The organism is Azospirillum humicireducens, from assembly GCF_001639105.2.
GTDB classification, from domain to species: Bacteria; Pseudomonadota; Alphaproteobacteria; order Azospirillales; family Azospirillaceae; genus Azospirillum; species Azospirillum humicireducens.
The window spans coordinates 248,230-266,538 of sequence record NZ_CP028903.1; the positions used below are offsets into that span (position 1 = coordinate 248,230).

Genomic DNA, 18,309 nt, shown 5'->3' on the forward strand with positions numbered 1-18,309 from the left:
NGTGCTGCGCGTCATCCGGCAACTGGCGGAGGAGGGGCGGACCATGCTGCTCGTCACCCACGAGCTTGGCTTCGCCTATCACTTCGCCACCAAGGTGATCTTCCTCGCCGACGGCGTCTTCCACGAGGTCGGCACGCCGGACGAGGTGCTGAAGCATCCCAAACAGGAACGCACCCGCGCCTTCCTGGAGCGCTTCACCGAATTTTCCTTCTGATCCGATCTTCCTTCTGGGCATCCGAGAAACAGGCGGCGCAGTGCCGGCCGGAATGGCCGGCCGCCGCCGGGAAAGGGCAATGTGATGGTTTCGAACAGCACGGTCAGCCGGACGAGTTCGCAGGGCTATGTCGACGACAGCCGCAACGACGAGGTGCTGATCTATGTGAATGGCGAGTTCTTCAAGCGCGACGAGGCAAAGGTCTCGGTCTTCGACGCCGGCTTCGTGCTGGGCGACGGCGTGTGGGAAGGGCTGCGGCTGGTCAAGGGCCGCATCCTGGCGCTGGACGACCATATGGATCGCCTCTACGAGGGCGCCAACGCCATCCAGCTCGACATCGGCATGACGCGGCAGGAGCTGGTCGCGGCGATCCAGGCCACGCTCGACCGCAACGGCATGACCGACGGCGCCCACATCCGCCTGATGGTCACCCGCGGCCGCAAGAAGACGCCCAACCAGGATCCCCGCTTCGCGCTTGGGCAGGCCACCATCGTCATCATCGCCGAATACAAGGCGCCGAAGCCGGAATCGAAGGCCAAGGGGCTGACGCTGTTCACCTCGACCATCCGGTGCAGCGGCCCCGACGTCTTCGACCTGCGTCTCAATTCGCACAGCCGGCTCAACTTCATCCAGGCGCTGATCCAGGCGATCAATGCCGGCGCCGACGAGGCGCTGATGCTCGATCCGCAAGGCTTCGTGGCGAGCTGCAACTCGACCAACTTCTTCATCGTCCGCAAGGGCGAACTCTGGACCTCCACCGGCCGCTTCAACTTCAAGGGCATCACCCGCGCCAAGACGATCGATCTGTTCCGCAAGGACGGCGGCACGGTGCGCGAGCACGACTTCACCCTGGCGGAGGTCTATGGCGCCGACGAGGCCTTCGTCACCGGCACGCTGGGCGGCATCACCCCAGTGGTGCGGATCGACGGCCGGCGGATCGGCGACGGCAGGCCGGGGCCGGTCACCGCGCACATCGCCGAGCTGTATGCCCGCGCGATGCTCGGCTGACGGCGGGCCCGCCACATACCCCCAAACGCCGGAGGCGGCAGCCCGACGCATGTTCCAGTCGCTGAAAGCCAGGCTGTCCCTGCCGGAAGAGGGGCCGGGGATCAGGGCTCCGGCATGGCTGCGCGCCTTCGTGCGTGGCGACGAGATCTGGCTGGTGGTGCTGGCGGCCGGCATCGGCATCCTCGCCGCCTGCTTCGTCGCCGCCATCGTCACGGCGGTGCAGTCGCTCCATCACGTCCTGTTCGCGGTGGAAGGCCACGACGTGAGCGGGGTCGCCGCCATCGATCCCTGGCGGGCGGCGCTGGTTCCGGTCGCCGGGGGCTGGCTGATGGCGGCGCTCGGCTGGCTGCTGGCCCGGCTTCCACGCCTGTCGATCATCGATCCGGTGGAGGCCAACGCGCTGCATGGCGGGCGCATCCCCATCCGTGGCAGCCTGATCCTGGTCCTGCAAACCATGCTGTCCAACGGCTTCGGCGCCTCGGTCGGCATGGAGGCCGGCTATGCCCAGGCCGGCGCCATGGTGGCGTCCAAGCTCGGCCGCATCTTCCATGTTCGCCGCGCCGATCTGCGCACGCTGGTCGGCTGCGGCACCGCTGCGGCGATCGCGGCGGCCTTCGACGCGCCGCTGACCGGCGCCTTCTATGCCTTCGAGCTGGTGATCGCCAGCTATTCGATCTCCACCCTGGCCCCGGTCGGCGTCGCCGCCATGACCGGCGTCGGTGTCATGCGGCTGATCCTGCCGCAGCCGTCCTTGCAGGTCGGCTTCGCCGGCAGCCTCGGAGCGGCCGACTATGCGCTGGTCTGCCTGATGGGCGTGCTGTGCGCCCTGCTCGGCATCGCCATGATGCGGACGGTCGCGCTGGTGGAGACGGTCTTCAACCGCAGCCGCGTTCCAGTGTGGGCCCGCCCGGTCGTCGGCGGCGGCTGCATCGGGCTGCTGGCGCTCGCCACGCCGGCGGTGCTGTCGTCGGGCCATGGCGCGCTGCATGTCGGCTTCAACGCCTATTACACGGCTCCGGTTCTGCTGGCGCTGATCGGGCTGAAGGCGCTCGCTTCGGCGATTTCCATCGGGTCCGGCTTCCGCGGCGGCCTGTTCTTCGCCTCGCTGTTCCTGGGGGCGATGCTGGGCAAGCTGGTCGCCATCGGTTGGATGCTGGCGGTCGGACTGACCATCCCGGCGGTTGTGATCGGCATCGTCGGCATGTGCGCCATGGCCACCGCCGTGCTCGGCGCGCCGCTGACGATGGCATTCCTGGCGCTGGAGGTCACCGGCAGCCTGCCGCTGACCATCGCGGTGCTGGCCGCCGCGGTGGTGTCGTCGATCACCGTCCGCCGGGTCTTCGGCTATTCCTTCGCCACCTGGCGCTTCCATCTGCGCGGCGAGTCGATCCGCAGCGCCGCCGACATCGGCTGGATCCGCGACCTGACGGTCGGGCGCATGATGCGCAAGGATGTCCGCACCGTGCGCGACGACCAGACGCTCACCCAGTTCCGCCGCGCCTTCCCCTTGGGCTCCACCCAGAGGGTGATCGTCGTCGATCAGGCCGACCGCTATGCCGGGATCGTCTTCGTGTCCGATGCCCACCGCGAGACGGCGGAAACCGCCGAACTTGCCGATCTCATCCGTCTCAAGACCGAAAAGCTGCTGCCAGACGTCAACATCCGCGAGGCGATGAAGAGTTTCGCCACGGCGGAGAGCGACGTGCTGGCGGTGGTCGATGGCACCGAGCGGATGCGGGTGATCGGGCTGCTGACCGAACAGCACGCGCTGAAACGCTACAACGAGGAGCTGGACGGGCGGCTGCGCGAGGGTGGCCTGCTGTGACGGCCGCGGACGGCGGAGCGCTGCGCGGCTCGCCCTGAAGGTGGTGAGAGAGCGATGACATGCTTCGTCCCCCCTCTCCGCCCGGTGGTTAGGACTGCGAATGATCGGCTGACAAAGCGTATTGCGCAAAAATGTACGAACTGGTACGTTTGTTGATGTGTACGAACCATGCCGCTGCCGAAAGGGCTCCCATGCCGTCCAGCGCCTTTACCTTCAAGAAGTCGATCGCCACCGTCTCGCTGAGCGGCACCCTGCCGGAGAAGCTCGAGGCGGCGGCCACCATCGGCTTTGACGGTGTCGAAATTTTCGAGAACGATCTGCTGACCTTCGACGGATCGCCGGCCGATGTGCGCCGCATTGCCGAGGGCTTGGGGCTTGAGATCACCCTGTTCCAGCCATTCCGCGACTTCGAGGCGATGCCGGAGCCGATCCGCGCCCGCAACCTCGACCGGGCGGAGCGCAAGTTCGACGTGATGCAGGAGTTGGGCACCGACCTCGTTCTGGTCTGCTCCAACGTCCAGCCCACCGCCATCGACGATCCTGCCCGTGCCGCCGCCGACCTCACCGACATGGCGGAGCGGGCACAGCGCCGCGGCCTGCGTGTCGGCTACGAGGCTTTGGCCTGGGGGCGGCATGTCAACCGCTGGCGCCAGGCCTGGGATATCGTGCGGCGCGCCGATCACCCGGCGCTGGGGCTGATCGTCGACAGCTTCCACACCCTGGCCCTGGACGACGACCCGTCGGGCATCGCCGACCTGCCGGGCGAGCGCATCTTCTTCGTGCAGTTGGCCGACGCCCCCAAACTGTCGATGGACGTGCTGTCCTGGAGCCGCCATTTCCGCAGTTTCCCGGGCCAGGGCCAGTTGCCGGTCGGGCGCTTTCTTGACGCCGTTCTGGCGTCCGGCTACCGCGGCCCGCTGTCGCTGGAGATCTTCAACGACGAGTTCCGCGCCGCCCCTGCCCGCCTGACCGCTCTCGACGGGCTGCGCTCGCTGATCCATGCGGAGGCCGAAGCCGGTTTCGGTCCCGGCCTGCCGGCGCCGCCGGTCTGCCATGGCGTGGAGTTCCTCGAATTCGCCGTCGACGCCGCCGCGCGGGACAAGCTGTCCGCCCTGCTCGGCAGCCTGGGCTTCCGCCATGCCGGGCGCCACCGCTCCAAGGATGTCGATCTCTACCGTCAGGGTGGGGTCAATCTGGTGCTGAACAGCGAGGAGGATTCCGCGGCATCGGAACATTTCCAGATGCACGGTCCGTCGGTCTGCGCCATGGCCTTCGCGGTGGACGATGCCGCCCGCACCATCGCCCGCGCCGAGGCGCTGCAATGCGTGCTGTGGCGCGAGCGGGTCGGCGACGGCGAACGCCGCATCCCGGCACTGCGGGCACCCGACGGCACGCTGATCTATCTGGTCGACGACAAGGAGGCCCGCCGCAGCATCTGGGAAGATGATTTCCACCTGTTCGCGGAAGAGCTTCCCGGACATCCCGCCAGCCCAGCGGCCCTGCACGGCCCGCTGCTTGGGATCGACCATGTCGCTCAGGCCCTGCCCTTCGGGCGGATGGACAGCTTCGTGCTGTTCTACCGCACGGTCTTCGGCTTCGTGCCGGAAAGCCTGTGGGAGTTGCCGGACCCCTACGGCCTGATCCGCAGCCGGGCGCTGGTCAGCCCCGATGCGGAGCCAGGCCGGGGCGTGCGGCTGCCCCTGAACATCTCGGAAAGCCGGCGGACCGCCACGGGCCGCTTCGTCAGCGCCACATCCGGCGCCGGCGTCCACCACATCGCCTTCGCCACTGCGGACGCCGCCGCGCTGGTGAAGGACCGTCTGGCCGCCGGTGCCCCCTTCCTGCCGATCCCCGCCAACTATTACGACGACCTCGCGGTCAAGCACCCGCTGGACGATGCGGCGCTGGCGATGCTGAAGAAACACGAACTGCTGTATGACCGCGACGCCCAGGGGGAGGGGGACGGAGAGTTTTTTCACGCTTACACCGACAGCTTCGACGACCGCTTCTTCTTCGAGGTGGTGGAGCGGCGTGGCGGTTACCGGCAGTTCGGTGCGGTGAATGCCGCCGTGCGCATGGCTGTACAGGCCCAGCTGCGCGAAGGCGCCCGGCCCGAACTCTATCTCGACTGAAAATGAACGAAACAGTGCGTTTGTTTGGAGACGCCCGACCATGAGCCGTAAGATCCTGGTCCTGAACGGACCCAACCTCAATCTGCTGGGCAAGCGCGAGCCGCACATCTACGGCTTCGAGACCCTGGCCGACGTCGAAGCCGACTGCCGCGGCACCGGCGAAGGGCTGGGGCTTGCCGTCGATTTCCGGCAGTCCAACGCCGAACATGTGCTGATCGACTGGATTCACGAGGCGCGCGAGACGGTCGACGGGCTGGTCATCAATCCGGCCGGCCTGACCCATACCTCGGTGTCGCTGATGGACGCGCTGTCGGCCTGCGCCTTCCCCATCCTGGAGGTCCACATCTCCAACATCCACAGGCGCGAGGAATTCCGCCACTTCTCCTATGTGTCACGCGTCGCGGCCGGGGTGATCTGCGGCTTCGGCACGCAGGGCTACACGCTGGCCCTCCAGCGCATGGCCCGGCTGCTTGAGAGCGCCGCGAAATGAACGCCATTTCCCGGCCGACCGCCGTCCCCGCACCTGCCCCTGCCCCTGCCCCTGCCCCCAACCCCGGAAACTCGATCCTCGTCGGGTTGATCGGCGCCGGCATCCAGGCTTCGCGAACCCCGGCGATGCATGAACGGGAGGCAGACGCGCTCGGCCTGCGCTGCATCTACCGGCTGATCGACCTCGACCGTCTCGGCATCGGTCCCGACGCCCTGCCGGAGTTGCTGTCTGGTGCCGAACGCATGGGATACACCGGCCTGAACGTCACCTATCCCTGCAAGCAGGCGATCATCCCGCTGCTGGACGAGCTGTCGGACGATGCCCGCGCCATCGGGGCGGTCAACACCGTCGTGCTGAAGGATGGCCGGCGGGTCGGCCACAACACCGACTGCTCCGGCTTCGCCGAGGGCTTCCGCCGCGGCCTCGGCAGCGTGCCGATGGACCGGGTGGTGCTTCTGGGCGCCGGCGGGGCCGGCGCGGCGGTCGGTCATGCCGCCTTCCATCTCGGGACGGGACGGCTGGACATCGTCGACGCCGACCCCGCACGGGCGGTGCTGCTGGCCGACCAGCTCAACGACCGCTTCGGCGCCGGGCGGGCCGCGGCGGTCGCCGACCGGGATGAATTGCGCGCGGCAACCGCCGCGGCGGACGGGCTGATCCACGCCACCCCCACGGGAATGGCGAAATTCCCCGGCCTACCACTGCCGGCCGACATGCTGCATCCGCGGCTGTGGGTGGCGGAGATCGTCTATTTCCCGCTGGAGACCGAGTTGCTGCGCACCGCCCGCGCCATCGGCTGCCGAACCCTGGACGGCGGCGGCATGGCGGTGTTCCAGGCGGTGGACGCCTTCCGCCTGTTCACCGGAGTTTCACCGGATGCCGAGCGCGTCCGCGCGCATTTCGCGTCGATGGACGCCGGCATGCCGGCAGCCTGATACTCGGCTGCAATCGACACCAAGAATCCGGCCCTGAAGGCCGGCACCGGGAGGGCCGCATGAGACAGCTGGTCGAGTCCTATTTCACCCTCATCAAGATCCTGATGGCGCTGTGCATGGCCGGCATGGTCGTGCTGGTGTTCGGCAATGTGGTGCTGCGCTATGCCTTCAACAGCGGCATCACCGTGTCTGAGGAGATGTCGCGCCTGTTCTTCGTCTGGATGTGCTTCCTCGGCGCCATCCTGGGCCTGCGCGAGCGGGCGCATCTGGGGGTCGACGCCCTGGTGGTGCGCCTGCCGCGGTCCGGCAGGATTGCCTGCGCCGTCGCCAGCTGCGGCCTGATGCTGTGGGTCACCTGGCTGGTGCTGCAGGGAAGCTGGACCCAGACCCTGATCAACTGGAGCGCCCAGGCGCCGGCCACCGGCCTGTCGATGGGGCTGTTGTACGGCATCGGCGTGGTGTTCGGACTCTCGACCGGCGCCATCCTGCTGCATGAGATGTATCTGCTGCTGACTGGCAAAATCTCCGACGCCGACCTCGTGATGGTCGCGGAATCGGAAGATCTGCCGGAAGCGACCGCCCATGGCGTCCACACCGGAGGCCACCGCACGCACCAGGGCACCAATCGGGAAGAGGTGTTGCCGATGCCTTCCCGCACCGCCCCCAGCCGCTGAGGACGCGGACCATGACCATCACAATCTTCCTCGGCTCCCTGCTGGGCGCCATGGCCATCGGCATGCCCATCGCCTATGCCCTGCTGCTGTGCGGCGTGGCGCTGATGATCCATCTCGACCTGTTCGACGCGCAGATCGTGGCGCAGAACCTGATCAACGGTGCCGACAGCTTCCCGCTGATGGCCGTGCCCTTCTTCATGCTGGCCGGCGAGATCATGAACACCGGCGGGCTGGCAAAGCGCATCGTCAATCTCGCCATGGCGCTGGTCGGCCACATCCGCGGCGGGCTCGGCTATGTTGCGATCCTGGCGGCGACGGTGATGGCGAGCCTGTCCGGCTCCGCCGTGGCCGACGCGGCGGCGCTCGCCACGCTGCTGGTGCCGATGATGGTCGCCGCCGGGCACGACCGCAACCACTCGGCCGGGCTGGTCTCCGCCAGCGCAATCATCGCGCCGATCATTCCGCCCTCCATCGGCTTCGTCATCTATGGCGTGGCCGGCAATGTCTCCGTCACCAAGCTGTTCCTGGCCGGCATCTTTCCCGGCATCCTGCTGGCGGTCGGCCTCTGCGGCGCCTGGTGGTACGTATCGCGCAAGGAGACTCTGGCTCCGCCGCCGCGCCGTCCGCTGCGCGAGGTGCTGTCGATCATGCGCGAGGGCGTGTGGGCGCTGATGCTGCCGGTGATCATCATCGTCGGGCTGAAGTTCGGCGTGTTCACGCCCACCGAAGCCGCCGTGGTCGCCGCCGTCTATTCGCTGTTCGTCGCCGTCTGCGTCTACCGCGAGATGAGCGTCGCCGACATCTACCCGGCCCTGCTGGGGGCGGCGAAGACGACCAGCATCGTGATGTTCCTGGTCGCCGCGGCGCTGGTGTCGTCCTGGCTGATCACGGTCGCCAACCTGCCGGGCATGGTGTCCGACCTGCTGGAACCGCTGATGGACAATCCGACCCTGCTTCTGCTGGCGATGATGGCGCTGGTGGTGGCGATCGGCACGGCGATGGACATGACCCCGACCATCCTGATCCTGACGCCGATCCTGGTCCCGGTGTGCAAACAGGCCGGCATCGACCCCGTCTATTTCGGCGTGCTGTTCATCATGAACTGCGCCATCGGACTGATCACGCCGCCGGTCGGCACCGTGCTGAACGTCGTCTGCGGTGTATCGAAGCTTCGCATGGAAGCGCTCGTCAAGGGGGTCTGGCCCTTCCTGGTGGTCCAGCTTTTCGTGCTGTTCCTGCTGACCCTGTTCCCGTCGCTGGTGATGGTGCCGGCGTCCTGGCTCACGCGCTGATCCCCTCATTCTTCAAGAACGAACCCGGAGGAAACCCATGAAGACGTCTATGAAATCGCTGCTGGCCGGCCTGATCCTGCCGGGCCTGCTGTTCGCCGGCAGCGCTGCCGCCGCGGAGTACAAGGAGCGTTCGGTCAAGTTCGCCTTCCAGAACGTCAAGGAGCACCCGCAAGGCCAGGGCGCCCAGAAGTTCGCCGACATCGTCGAGGCCAAGAGCGGCGGCAAGATCAAGGTGAAGCTGTTCCCCGGCGGCACGCTGGGCGGCGACGTGCAGACCGTGTCGGCGCTGCAGGGCGGCATCGTCGAGATGTCGGTGATGAATGCCGGCATCCTGGTTTCCCAGGCCAAGGAATTCGCGCTGGTCGACCTGCCCTTCCTGTTCAACAGCGGGGCAGAGGCCGACGCCCTGCTGGACGGCCCGGTGGGCGAGCAGCTGATGGCGAAGCTGCCGGAAAAGGGACTGGTCGGGTTGGGCTTCTGGGATCTGGGCTTCCGCAACCTGACCAACAACCGCCGGCCGGTGAAGACCGCCGCCGACATCGCCGGCCTGAAGATCCGCGTCATCCAGACACCGATCTACATCGACATCTTCAAGTCGCTGGGCGCCAACCCGGTGCCGCTGGCCTTCCCCGAACTGTACAGCGCGCTGGAGACCGGCACTGTCGACGGGCAGGAGAACCCGGCCAAGACCATCGAGCTGACCAAGTTCAACGAAGTCCAGAAATACATGACGATCACGCGGCACATCTACAATCCGCAGTCGCTGATCATCTCCAGGAAGTTCTGGGACACGCTGAATGCCGATGAAAAGGCCCTGTTCCAGAGCGCGGCGGCGGAAGCCACCGTCTTCCAGCGCAAGCTGTCGCGCGACCAGGAAGCCGAGGCGCTCGCGTCGCTGAAGGCGAAGGGCATGACCATCGACGAACTGCCGGCCGACGAACTCGCCAAGATCCGCGAGAAGGTCAAGCCGGTGGTCGACAAGTACAAGGCCGAAATCGGCGAGGCGCTTGTCAGCCAGGCCTATGCGACCATCGAAAAGAAGCGTGCGTCGAACTGAGCAAGAACGCCTGAGGAAGCCCTGTGGTGGGGTGTGTTCGCACACTCCGCCACTCCGGCATTGAGGTTTCCGCACTGTTCGTTCATTACCTCCGTCGAGGGCGCTCCCCGCGCCGCGAGACCATGGGACAGGGCATGACGGCGGACGACGCGACCGGCACAACCAAAAAGACAAAGCCAAGCCGCAAGAACGACCCCGAAGGCACGCGCCAGGACATCCTCGAGGTGGCGACGGAGGAGTTCGCCTCGCTGGGCTTCAGCGGCGGCCGGGTCGACGCGATCGCCGCACGCACCCGCACCACCAAGCGCATGATCTATTATTACTTCGGCGGCAAGGAGGAGCTGTATCTTGCCGTGCTGGAGAAGGTCTACGGTGACATCCGCGCCATCGAGAACCGCCTGAACCTTCAGGATCTGGACCCGGAGGCGGCGATCCGCGCCCTGATCGATTTCACCTTCGACTATCAGGAGCAGCACGAGGACTTCATCCGGCTGGTCAGCATCGAGAACATCCACCGTGCCGAACATATGAAGAAGTCGAAAGCAATCGCCAACCTGAACATCACGGTCATCGACACGCTGGCCCGCATTCTGGAGCGCGGCCGCGCAGCGGGCGTGTTCAAGGCCGACATCCAGCCGATCGACCTGCACCTGATGATCAGTGCCTTCTGTTTCTTCCGGGTATCGAACCGCCACACCTTCAACCTCATCTTTCACCAGAATCTCGCCGCCGCCGACACGCGCACCCGTCACAAGCGGATGATCGCCGACGCCATCGTCAGCCTTCTCAAGTCCGAGGCGGCGGGCACCTGAGGCTAACGGCGGCCTGTTGCCGCGGCGTGGAGAAGGACGGAACCCGCCCCGGCGTCCTGGATGACCGGGCGATCCGGACCGAATGCGGGCGTCCCCGCATGCGGCTGAAGGCGGGGGATGGATTTGACAAATTTCTCCTCACGGTCGGCCCCGGACAATGCCGAGCAGGTTGCGCGGGAATGAGCCACCTTCTCACCGGTCCGGCCGAGCGTGACATCCTGGACATCCTGCGCACGACACGGACGCGGTTTGGAACCGCCCAGCTGCGCACCTATGCGATGCTGATCGACAGGGCGATCCATATGGTTGCCGAGGATCCCGGCCGGCCGGGCATGCTGCCGCGCCCGGAACTGGGGCCCGACGTCCGGCTGTTCCATCTGGAACTCGCGGCCGGCAGGCGCGGTGCCGCTGCACACTGCCTCTACTACACGACCGGCCTGCTGCCGGATGGAACGGTCGGCACGATCATCCTGCGTGTGCTCCATGAGGGCATGGAACCGCGCCGCAAGGTGGCCCGCTCCTTGACCGGCCTGGCCTCCTGACCAGCTCGCATGACGGTCGGTCGATCAGCCAAACCGCTCCCCGCCTGAACTCCTGCGTCAGCGTGCTGAGGCAGATGGGAGAGATGATACCGGGTGAATGCGTCCTCATCGAAGGCGAGGGACAGTGGTGTCGGCTCGCTCCCGATACGACTCGTCCAGCCCCTGGAGCCGCCCCTCGTCGAGCGTGCGCTCGTCCACCAGCCAGGCGCTGGCCGGCGTGTCGAAAATCGTCGGCCCCTGCTTGGAGGCGGTGACGGCCAGCGCCGGCAACGGGATGGCGGCCGGTTGGGGATCCACTTGCGCCATGGCCTCGCGCCGCCGGGAACAGCAGCGGCAGGGCCGTCAGGAGCGAACGGGTGGCGGCCTTCAGCGGTGATACGGGCCGGAGCGGGCTGGAAGACAGGCGGCGAAATGGACATGGGAGCACTCTCTGCGCTGGAACAGATCGGCACCAGATGATAATCATTATTATTAGCATCTCTGCCCGTGGCGGTGCGCGTCCTGCCCGGCCGGTATTTTTCGTCTCTTTCCTCGCCCTCTTCGACGGATGCCATGGCGCACGAAACCGTGATCGACCTTGCGGGTTATGCCCCCACCGACTTCGCCGAGCGGGAGCGCGGCTGATCCGGCCCGTCCGTTCCTTCCCAAGACAAAAGGACCACCCGCCATGAACATCCTCCGCAAGACCGGGCCGGATGTGTTCCAGGTCGGCCCGCAGATGCTGGCTCATCTTGCCGGGCCGGGGGCCGGGTGGCGCGACCACGCGCTGCCCTGCGCCGACGGGGCCGTGCGTTTCCGCACCGGACGGGTCGGGCCGGGCATCACCCTGACCAGCAGCGAGTGCCGCCTGGGCGGCGACTACCGGTCGCGGATCGACCATGGCGCGGCGGTAGGGGTGCTGGCCTTCGGCCTGTCGGGCACCAGCCTGTTCGGTTGCGGCGACGCGGCGTTGCGCCACACGGTGCGCGCCGGGGATGTCTGGCTGTTCCGGCTGGACGACGCGCCCATCGCCCGGCTGACTCCGGCGCAGGAACTGGCCGGCATGCTGGCGGTCAAGTTCGACCTGGACCGCATCGGCGAGGTGCTGGACGGTGCCGGCCTGAACCGGATGCCGGGAGGAACCCGCGCGGTCCGGCTGGGGCGCTCCGAGTCCGGCGCCGACCGGCTGCGCCTGCTGCTGAACAACGGCCTCGCCTCGCCGCTCGACCGGCTGATGGCGGAGAGCGCCGCGCTCGGGCTGCTGGCACATTGGCTGGCGCCAGTGGTGGACGCCGGCCCCATGGGGGACGGCGCGCCAGGGGCCGCACTGGGGCGCGCAGAGCGGTGCGGGGTGGCGCGGGTGGCGGACATGCTGCTGTCCGATCTGTGCCACCCGCCCTCGCTGGAGCGTCTCGCCGAAGCGGCGGGCATGAGCCACGCGCGGTTGAACCGCTGCTTCCGCAAGGTCTACGGGCAGACCGTCTTCGCCTGGCTGCGCGACCGGCGGCTGGAGCGCGCCGAACATTGCCTGAAGAACAGCGACGAGAGCATCACCGGGATCGCCTTTCTTTGCGGCTTCAGCAGCTCCAGCCATTTCGCCGCCGCCTTCCGCGAGCGCCACGGCTGTACCCCAGCCGAGTTCCGCCAACGCCGCTGACACCGACGCCGCCGACACCGGCGTTCGGCGTCTGTCCCGTCCCGTTCCGCCGATGACGGCGCCACCGGCGTTTCGCGCGTAGCGTCTCCGGTCGCTGTCGCTCGACCTCGCGGAAACCGCCATGACCACCACCATGACCACCATGCCGACCGACCGGAAGACACCCGCAGTGGCCGCCCTGTTCGGCGGGCTGCTGGCGAACGGCGCCGGCCATTCCTTCCTGCTGATCGTCCTGCCGCCGCTCGGGCGGAGCATCGGCTTCGGCGATGTGCGGACCGGTATGCTGCTCAGCCTTTCCGCCCTGCTGCTGGTCGTCGCCGGACCGGTCTGGGGGCAGGTCTGCGACCGCTGGGGCCGGCGCCGCGTGCTGCTGACCGGGCTCGCCGCCGCCGCCCTGTATCCCGTGGCGATGGCCGGGATCCTGGCCGGGCACGGCGACGGACGCCTGTCGGCCGAGGCGGCCTTCGCCCTGCTGCTGGCCGCCCGGCTGGTCCAGTCGGCCTTGTCGGCCGGCATCATGCCGGCGGCCCAGGGCTTCCTCGCCGACGTGACCAGCACGGACGAGCGGGCCGGCGGCATGGGGATGATGGGCGCCGCCTTCGGACTGGGCGCCATCCTCGGCGGCGCCTTCGCCTGGCGGATGGGAGGGACGGCGCCCGGCACCGCGCTGCTGGCCATCGCCGCGCTGATCGCCGCCGGAACGTCGGCGGTCTGGCTCTGTGTCCGCGAGCCGGTGCGGCCGGCCGCATCGGCGACAGCCCCGGTGGCGGGGTGGCCCCGTCCGGCGGTTCTCCGCCCCTTCCTGGCGATCACGCTGTGCGGGCTGGCCGCCTACAGCCTGCTGCAGCAGGTGACGGCGCTGCGCCTCCAGGACGCCTTCGGCCTGACCCCGGTGGACTCGGTGCAGCGCGGCGGCGCCATCCTGGCAGTGACCATGGCGGTGATGGTGGCGACGCAGGGGCTGGCGGTGCGCTGGCTGGGCTGGCCCCCCGCGCGCCTGCTGCGGGTCGGGGCCGTCGTCGCGGCACTCGCCATGCTGGCGGCGGCACTGGCACCCTCCCCCGCCCTGCTGATGGCGGCGATGGCCGGGCTGGGTGGCGGGCTGGGTCTGCTGCTGCCGGGGAATCTCGCCGCGCTCAGCCTGCGGACGGCGCCGGACATGCAGGCCCGGACCGCCGGCCTCAACGGCATCGGGCAGGGAGTCGGCATGGCCGCCGGCCCGCTGCTGGGGGCGTCGCTGCACCAGCTCTCGCCGGTCATGCCCTATTGGGCGGGCGCCGCGATCCTGTGCGTGGTGTGCGCCCTGGCGTTCCGGCGGCACTGACAGCCGCGTTCGCCCGATGATGGCGAGCGTTCGGCGTTTGGGCGCGCGCTCCCGGCGCTTCGCCTAGCCTCGCCCCGGACTTCAGCGAGGAGGACTACCCCCATGACGCACCGACCGGTTTCCACACCGGCGTTTCCCACACCGGCGATCGCCCGGCTGCTTTCCTCGACCCCGCTCCTTCTGGCGATGGCGGGACCGGCGCTGGCCGACGACCCGCCGGACGCCGCCGCCATGGAGCTGGCCCCGGTGACGGTCGAGGCCCGGCAATGGAAGGAGGATGTCCGGCGCATCCCCGGATCGGTCGAGGTCCTGACGCCCGATGCGTTGGACAGCCCGCTGTCGGGCGGACTGGCGGCCATCGCCAAGCGGTCGCCGAACGTCCAGATCGAACAGTCTTCGGTGCAGACGCGGATCGTCATGCGCGGCATGACCAGCGCCAACACCGCCTTGCAGGATCCCCTGGGTTTCTTCGTGAACGACGTCGCCCTTCCCCACGGCGCCGCCCAGGCGCCCCGGCTGCCCGACCCCGCCATGCTGGAAATCCTCAAGGGGCCGCAAGGCAGCCTCTACGGCCGCAACACCGAGGCCGGCGCCGTCAAGGCCGCCTCCGCCGATCCGACCTGGACGCCGTCCGGCTGGGCCAGCCTGTCGACCGGCTTCCAGGACGGCCCCGACGGCTGGCGCCCCGCCGTCACGGCGTCCGGGCGGCTGTCGGGTCCGCTTGCCGGCGACACGCTGGCCGGTTCGCTGGCCTTCCGCGCGGAGGACGCCAAGGGCGCCGGACTGAACCGCTACGACGGGTCGAGGAACGGCGCGGAAACCGGCCGCTGGACCCTGTCGGGCGGTCTGGAAGCCCGGCCCGACGACGATACCGACATCCGCCTGAAGAGCCTCGTCGAACGGGCCGAACTGGGCAAGGCACGGATGCGCTACCTCTCCGGCCCCTATGCCACCGGCCGCTTCACCACCAACTACAACACCCCCTCCTGGGACGATTCCACCAGCGCGGTGCAATCCCTGCGGATCGACCGTCGCGGCGACGGCTTCGACCTGACCGGCGTCACCGGCTGGACCCATTACACGCGCGATTTCCAGATGGATCTCGACGGCACACCGCTCTCCACCCTGCCGACCCTCTCGTCCCACCGCGACGACGCCCTGTCGCAGGAAATCCGCCTGACCTCCGCCGATCCGCAGGCGCGGCTGCGCTGGCTGGCCGGTGTCTACGCCTACCGGGAATGGACCGAACTGGACTTCCGCATCGGCACCCCGCGCGTGGGGCGCAAGACCGACATCGAGCAGACCGGGCTGGCCGGCTTCGGCCAGGCGGATGTCGGTCTGACCGACGCCTTGCGGCTCGGGCTGGGCGGCCGGCTCGAATGGATCGGCCAGAGCGGCCGCCAGACCGTCTCCAGCGCGGCCGGCCGCATGAGCTATCAGCAGGATCTGCGCCACACCACGCTGCTGCCTCGCGTCAGCCTGTCCTACGAGGCCGGGCCGGACACCACGCTCTACGCCTCCTACGCGCGGGGCTATCTGCCGGGCGGCTACAATTACGGGACTGCGACCAGCCGCGACACGCTGACCTACGCGCCCGAACACAGCTGGACCGCCGAGGCCGGGGTGAAGGCCAGCTTCGCCGGCGGGCGCGGCGCCGTGCAATTCTCGGTCTTCCACACGCGCACGACCGACAAGCAGATCCTCGATCTGGTGCCCGGCGGCACCCAGAAGGTCAGCAACGCCGCCGAGGCCGAAAATCTGGGCGCCGAGTTGTCGCTGAACGGACGCCTGAGCGAGCGTTGGACCCTGTTTGGAAGCGGCGGCCTGCAACGGGCCAAGGCGACCGCCTACACCGTCAACGTCAATCGCAACGGCGCGCTGCTGCCCACCGACCTGTCGGGCAACCGCCTGCCGATGGCGGCGCACGCGACCTATGCGCTGGGCATCCGCTATGACGAAGGCGAGCGGGGGTGGTTCGGACAGGTGGGGGTGAACGGCTCCGGCCCCTATTATTTCGATTCGGAGAATACATTGCGGCAATCGGCCTTCGTGCTGACCGACGCCGAGATCGGCTACCGCTTCGCGTCGGTGGAGCTGTCGCTGTGGGGCAGCAACCTGTTCGACCGGAACGTCTACACCCGCGCCGTCCGGGCACCGCTCGGCGTGCTGGCGGAGGATGGCGCGGCGCGCGAGGTCGGCCTGCGCGTCAAGGCGGCGTGGTGACGACGATGACCACGCACCCCGACGACAGCAGCGTTCCCGCCCGGCTGTTCGACCTGATCCAGGCGCCGCTGCGCTGGCAGCTTGTGGCGGTCGGTCTGGAATTCGCCCTGTTCGACCGGCTGGCCACGCCCGCGACGGCGGCCGATCTGGCGGCCGATCTGGCACTCGACGCCGGACGCCTCGGCTTCGTCCTCGACGCGCTGGCCGCCATGGAACTGCTGGTCAAGGCCGATGGCCGCTACCGCCTCGCGGACGAAGCCTCGCCCTATCTGCGCACCGACGGCCCGCGGTCCCTGCGCGACCTGCTGACCACCCTCCCCCGCCTGCGGCACGGCGACGTGGCGGCATTGCTGCGCGGGGAGACCGCCGACGCGCCGCTCGACATGACCGCGCCGGAGTTCTGGGACCGCTCCGCCTTCAGCCTGCGTTCCTTCCATCGCGGCATGGGGGCGGCGGCCATGATGGCGGTGTTGGAAAGCCTGCCGGAATGGCCCTCCGCCCGGCGGTTCCTCGATGTCGGCGCCGGATCGGAGACGCTGTCGCTGACGGTCGCGGAGCGGCGGCCGGACATGACCGCCACGGTGGTCGACCTGCCGCCGATGGCGAGCCGGATCGCCGGACGGCTGGACACCGCCGGAGCGGCGGGCCGGCGCGTCGCGGTGATCGCGGGCGACTTCAACGACACGGAGTGGGGCGGCGGGTACGACGTGATCTGGGCGTCGCTGACGCTCTACTACGCCCGCGACCTCGTGGCGCTGCTGGCCAAGGCCCGGCGGGCGCTGGCGCCGGGCGGCGTCTTCGTCAGCCTGCACGAGGGGCTGACGGCGGAGCGCACCCAACCGGAAACCCACGTCGTCGGCCGGCTGGCGGCGGCCCTGCGCGGGCAGGGCCGCTCCTTCGATCGGGGAGCCATCGCGGCGGCGCTGTCGGCCGCCGGCTTCGCCCGTGTGGACAGCCGGGACGTCGCGACCGCCTTCGGCCCGTTCCGGCTGGACTGCGGGCGGGGGTAGGCGTTCAGCACCCCGCCTCGCCGGGACAGCGCCGCACCTCGACGACCGGATGGACCAGCCCCAGCCCGGCGGGGAGCAGAGCCTTGTAATGCTCCGGGCTGTGCGGTTCGTGGCTGACCACCGACAGCACCGTCGTGAACAGCCCCGGACCGATCGACCAGACATGCAGGTCGGCGATGCGGGAATCGCCGTCCGCCTCGATGGCGCCGCGCACCGCCTCGCGCAGGTCGGCCGGCGCCTCCTGGTCGAGCAGCACCCGGCCGGTGTCGCGCAGCAGGCCCCAGGACCAGCGGGCGATCACCGCCGCGCCGACGATGCCCATCGCCGGGTCCAGCCAGGACGCGCCCAGATGCTTGCCACCCAGCAGCGCCAGCACAGCCAGCACCGACGTCGCGATGTCGGCGAGCACATGCAGGATGGCGCCCCGCAGATTGTGGTCGTGCTCCTCGTGCGCATGGCCGTGGCCGTGGCCGTGATGGTGGTCATGGCCGTGGCCATGATGGTGATCATGGCCGTGATGGTGATGCTCCGCATCGTCGCCCGACGGACCGCGCATCAGGATGGCTGCGCTCGCGATGTTGACGGCCAGACCGACCAGCGTGACCACCAGCGCCTGGTCGAAGGAGATCGCCACCGGATCGACCAGCCGGTGCAGGCTCTCCCACAGCATCAGCAGGGTGACGAAGACCAGCAGCAGCGCACTGGCGAATCCGGCCAGCGCGTTCACCTTGCCGGTGCCGAAGCTGAAAGCCCGGTTGCGGGCGTGGCGGCGGGCAAAGACGTAGGCGAGCAGCGAAATGCCCAGCGCCGCCGCATGCGAGGCCATGTGCAGGCCGTCGGTCAGCAGCGCGATGGATCCGAAGGCGACGCCCGCAGCCACCTCCGCCACCATGGTCACGGCGGTCAGCGCCACCACCAGAAGCGTGCGGAACTCGGCCGGCCGGACACGGTCCTGGCCGAAGCCGTGGTCATGGGTCCAGGCGTCGATCGTCTTCGTGTGCATCGGCGTTTGCTTCCTTCTCGATTAGGACCGGATCAGTCCAGAATGCCTCCCGGCGTCATGGATCCGCAACGGAATTGCGGTTGATAATGATTCTCATTATGCTGTGTCCGGCCCGCTCCCTGGAGGCGTGGC

At 68.7% G+C, this 18,309-nt stretch carries 16 protein-coding genes and 1 pseudogene; 15 read left to right on the top strand and 2 right to left on the bottom strand.

Annotated features, from left to right (window positions below; all coding sequences use genetic code 11):
* Position 1: 1 nt before the first annotated feature.
* The 11 genes and pseudogenes from A6A40_RS31500 to A6A40_RS19010 form a co-directional block, all read left to right on the top strand.
* Positions 2 to 214, top strand: a pseudogene (locus tag A6A40_RS31500) (amino acid ABC transporter ATP-binding protein); the annotation flags it as partial.
* Positions 215 to 298: 84 nt separating this feature from the next.
* Positions 299 to 1,222 carry an aminotransferase class IV gene (locus A6A40_RS18965; protein WP_108547468.1) on the top strand — a complete coding sequence of 308 codons (924 nt, stop codon included), beginning with the start codon at positions 299 to 301 and terminating at the stop codon, positions 1,220 to 1,222.
* 49 nt (positions 1,223 to 1,271) lie between these two features.
* On the top strand, positions 1,272 to 3,047 hold the full coding sequence (locus A6A40_RS18970; RefSeq protein ID WP_236783892.1) for a chloride channel protein: 1,776 nt from the start codon (positions 1,272 to 1,274) through the stop codon (positions 3,045 to 3,047).
* A gap of 191 nt (positions 3,048 to 3,238) precedes the next feature.
* Positions 3,239 to 5,179 (top strand): bifunctional sugar phosphate isomerase/epimerase/4-hydroxyphenylpyruvate dioxygenase family protein, encoded by a 1,941-nt coding sequence (locus tag A6A40_RS18975; protein ID WP_108547470.1) that lies wholly within the window; start codon positions 3,239 to 3,241, stop codon positions 5,177 to 5,179.
* Between the two features lie 40 nt (positions 5,180 to 5,219).
* On the top strand, positions 5,220 to 5,669 hold the full coding sequence (gene aroQ, locus A6A40_RS18980) for a type II 3-dehydroquinate dehydratase (protein WP_108547471.1): 450 nt from the start codon (positions 5,220 to 5,222) through the stop codon (positions 5,667 to 5,669).
* A complete protein-coding gene (locus A6A40_RS18985; protein WP_236783893.1) occupies positions 5,666 to 6,604 on the top strand; it encodes a shikimate dehydrogenase in 939 nt (312 codons plus the stop codon). Before aroQ ends, A6A40_RS18985 begins: the two co-directional genes overlap by 4 nt.
* Before the next feature lie 59 nt (positions 6,605 to 6,663).
* On the top strand, positions 6,664 to 7,278 hold the full coding sequence (locus A6A40_RS18990; protein ID WP_108547472.1) for a TRAP transporter small permease: 615 nt from the start codon (positions 6,664 to 6,666) through the stop codon (positions 7,276 to 7,278).
* A gap of 11 nt (positions 7,279 to 7,289) precedes the next feature.
* Positions 7,290 to 8,570, top strand: a complete 1,281-nt coding sequence (locus A6A40_RS18995; RefSeq protein ID WP_108547473.1) for a TRAP transporter large permease subunit — start codon at positions 7,290 to 7,292, stop codon at positions 8,568 to 8,570.
* Positions 8,571 to 8,607: 37 nt separating this feature from the next.
* Positions 8,608 to 9,627 carry a TRAP transporter substrate-binding protein gene (locus A6A40_RS19000; protein ID WP_108547474.1) on the top strand — a complete coding sequence of 340 codons (1,020 nt, stop codon included), beginning with the start codon at positions 8,608 to 8,610 and terminating at the stop codon, positions 9,625 to 9,627.
* Between the two features lie 134 nt (positions 9,628 to 9,761).
* Positions 9,762 to 10,439, top strand: coding sequence for a TetR/AcrR family transcriptional regulator (locus A6A40_RS19005; protein WP_162363829.1), 678 nt, complete (start codon positions 9,762 to 9,764; stop codon positions 10,437 to 10,439).
* A gap of 179 nt (positions 10,440 to 10,618) precedes the next feature.
* Complete coding sequence (locus A6A40_RS19010) at positions 10,619 to 10,981, top strand: type II toxin-antitoxin system RelE/ParE family toxin (RefSeq protein ID WP_158279314.1); 363 nt, start codon at positions 10,619 to 10,621, stop codon at positions 10,979 to 10,981.
* Between the two features lie 105 nt (positions 10,982 to 11,086).
* On the opposite strand, the gene A6A40_RS19015 is transcribed toward A6A40_RS19010, so the two are convergent.
* On the bottom strand, positions 11,087 to 11,287 hold the full coding sequence (locus A6A40_RS19015; protein WP_108547477.1) for a hypothetical protein: 201 nt from the start codon (positions 11,285 to 11,287) through the stop codon (positions 11,087 to 11,089).
* Between the two features lie 361 nt (positions 11,288 to 11,648).
* On the opposite strand from A6A40_RS19015, the gene A6A40_RS19020 reads away from it, so the two are divergent.
* The 4 genes from A6A40_RS19020 (at position 11,649) to A6A40_RS19035 (ending at position 17,174) form a co-directional block, all read left to right on the top strand.
* Positions 11,649 to 12,617, top strand: a complete 969-nt coding sequence (locus A6A40_RS19020; protein WP_108547478.1) for a helix-turn-helix transcriptional regulator — start codon at positions 11,649 to 11,651, stop codon at positions 12,615 to 12,617.
* 121 nt (positions 12,618 to 12,738) lie between these two features.
* Positions 12,739 to 13,941, top strand: a complete 1,203-nt coding sequence (locus A6A40_RS19025; protein ID WP_261344798.1) for an MFS transporter — start codon at positions 12,739 to 12,741, stop codon at positions 13,939 to 13,941.
* 102 nt (positions 13,942 to 14,043) lie between these two features.
* Positions 14,044 to 16,164 carry a TonB-dependent receptor gene (locus A6A40_RS19030; protein WP_108547479.1) on the top strand — a complete coding sequence of 707 codons (2,121 nt, stop codon included), beginning with the start codon at positions 14,044 to 14,046 and terminating at the stop codon, positions 16,162 to 16,164.
* 5 nt (positions 16,165 to 16,169) lie between these two features.
* Positions 16,170 to 17,174 carry a class I SAM-dependent methyltransferase gene (locus A6A40_RS19035; RefSeq protein WP_108548024.1) on the top strand — a complete coding sequence of 335 codons (1,005 nt, stop codon included), beginning with the start codon at positions 16,170 to 16,172 and terminating at the stop codon, positions 17,172 to 17,174.
* Between the two features lie 4 nt (positions 17,175 to 17,178).
* On the opposite strand, the gene dmeF is transcribed toward A6A40_RS19035, so the two are convergent.
* Positions 17,179 to 18,177 (bottom strand): CDF family Co(II)/Ni(II) efflux transporter DmeF, encoded by a 999-nt coding sequence (gene dmeF, locus A6A40_RS19040; protein WP_108547480.1) that lies wholly within the window; start codon positions 18,175 to 18,177, stop codon positions 17,179 to 17,181.
* Between the last annotated feature and the right edge of the window lie 132 nt (positions 18,178 to 18,309).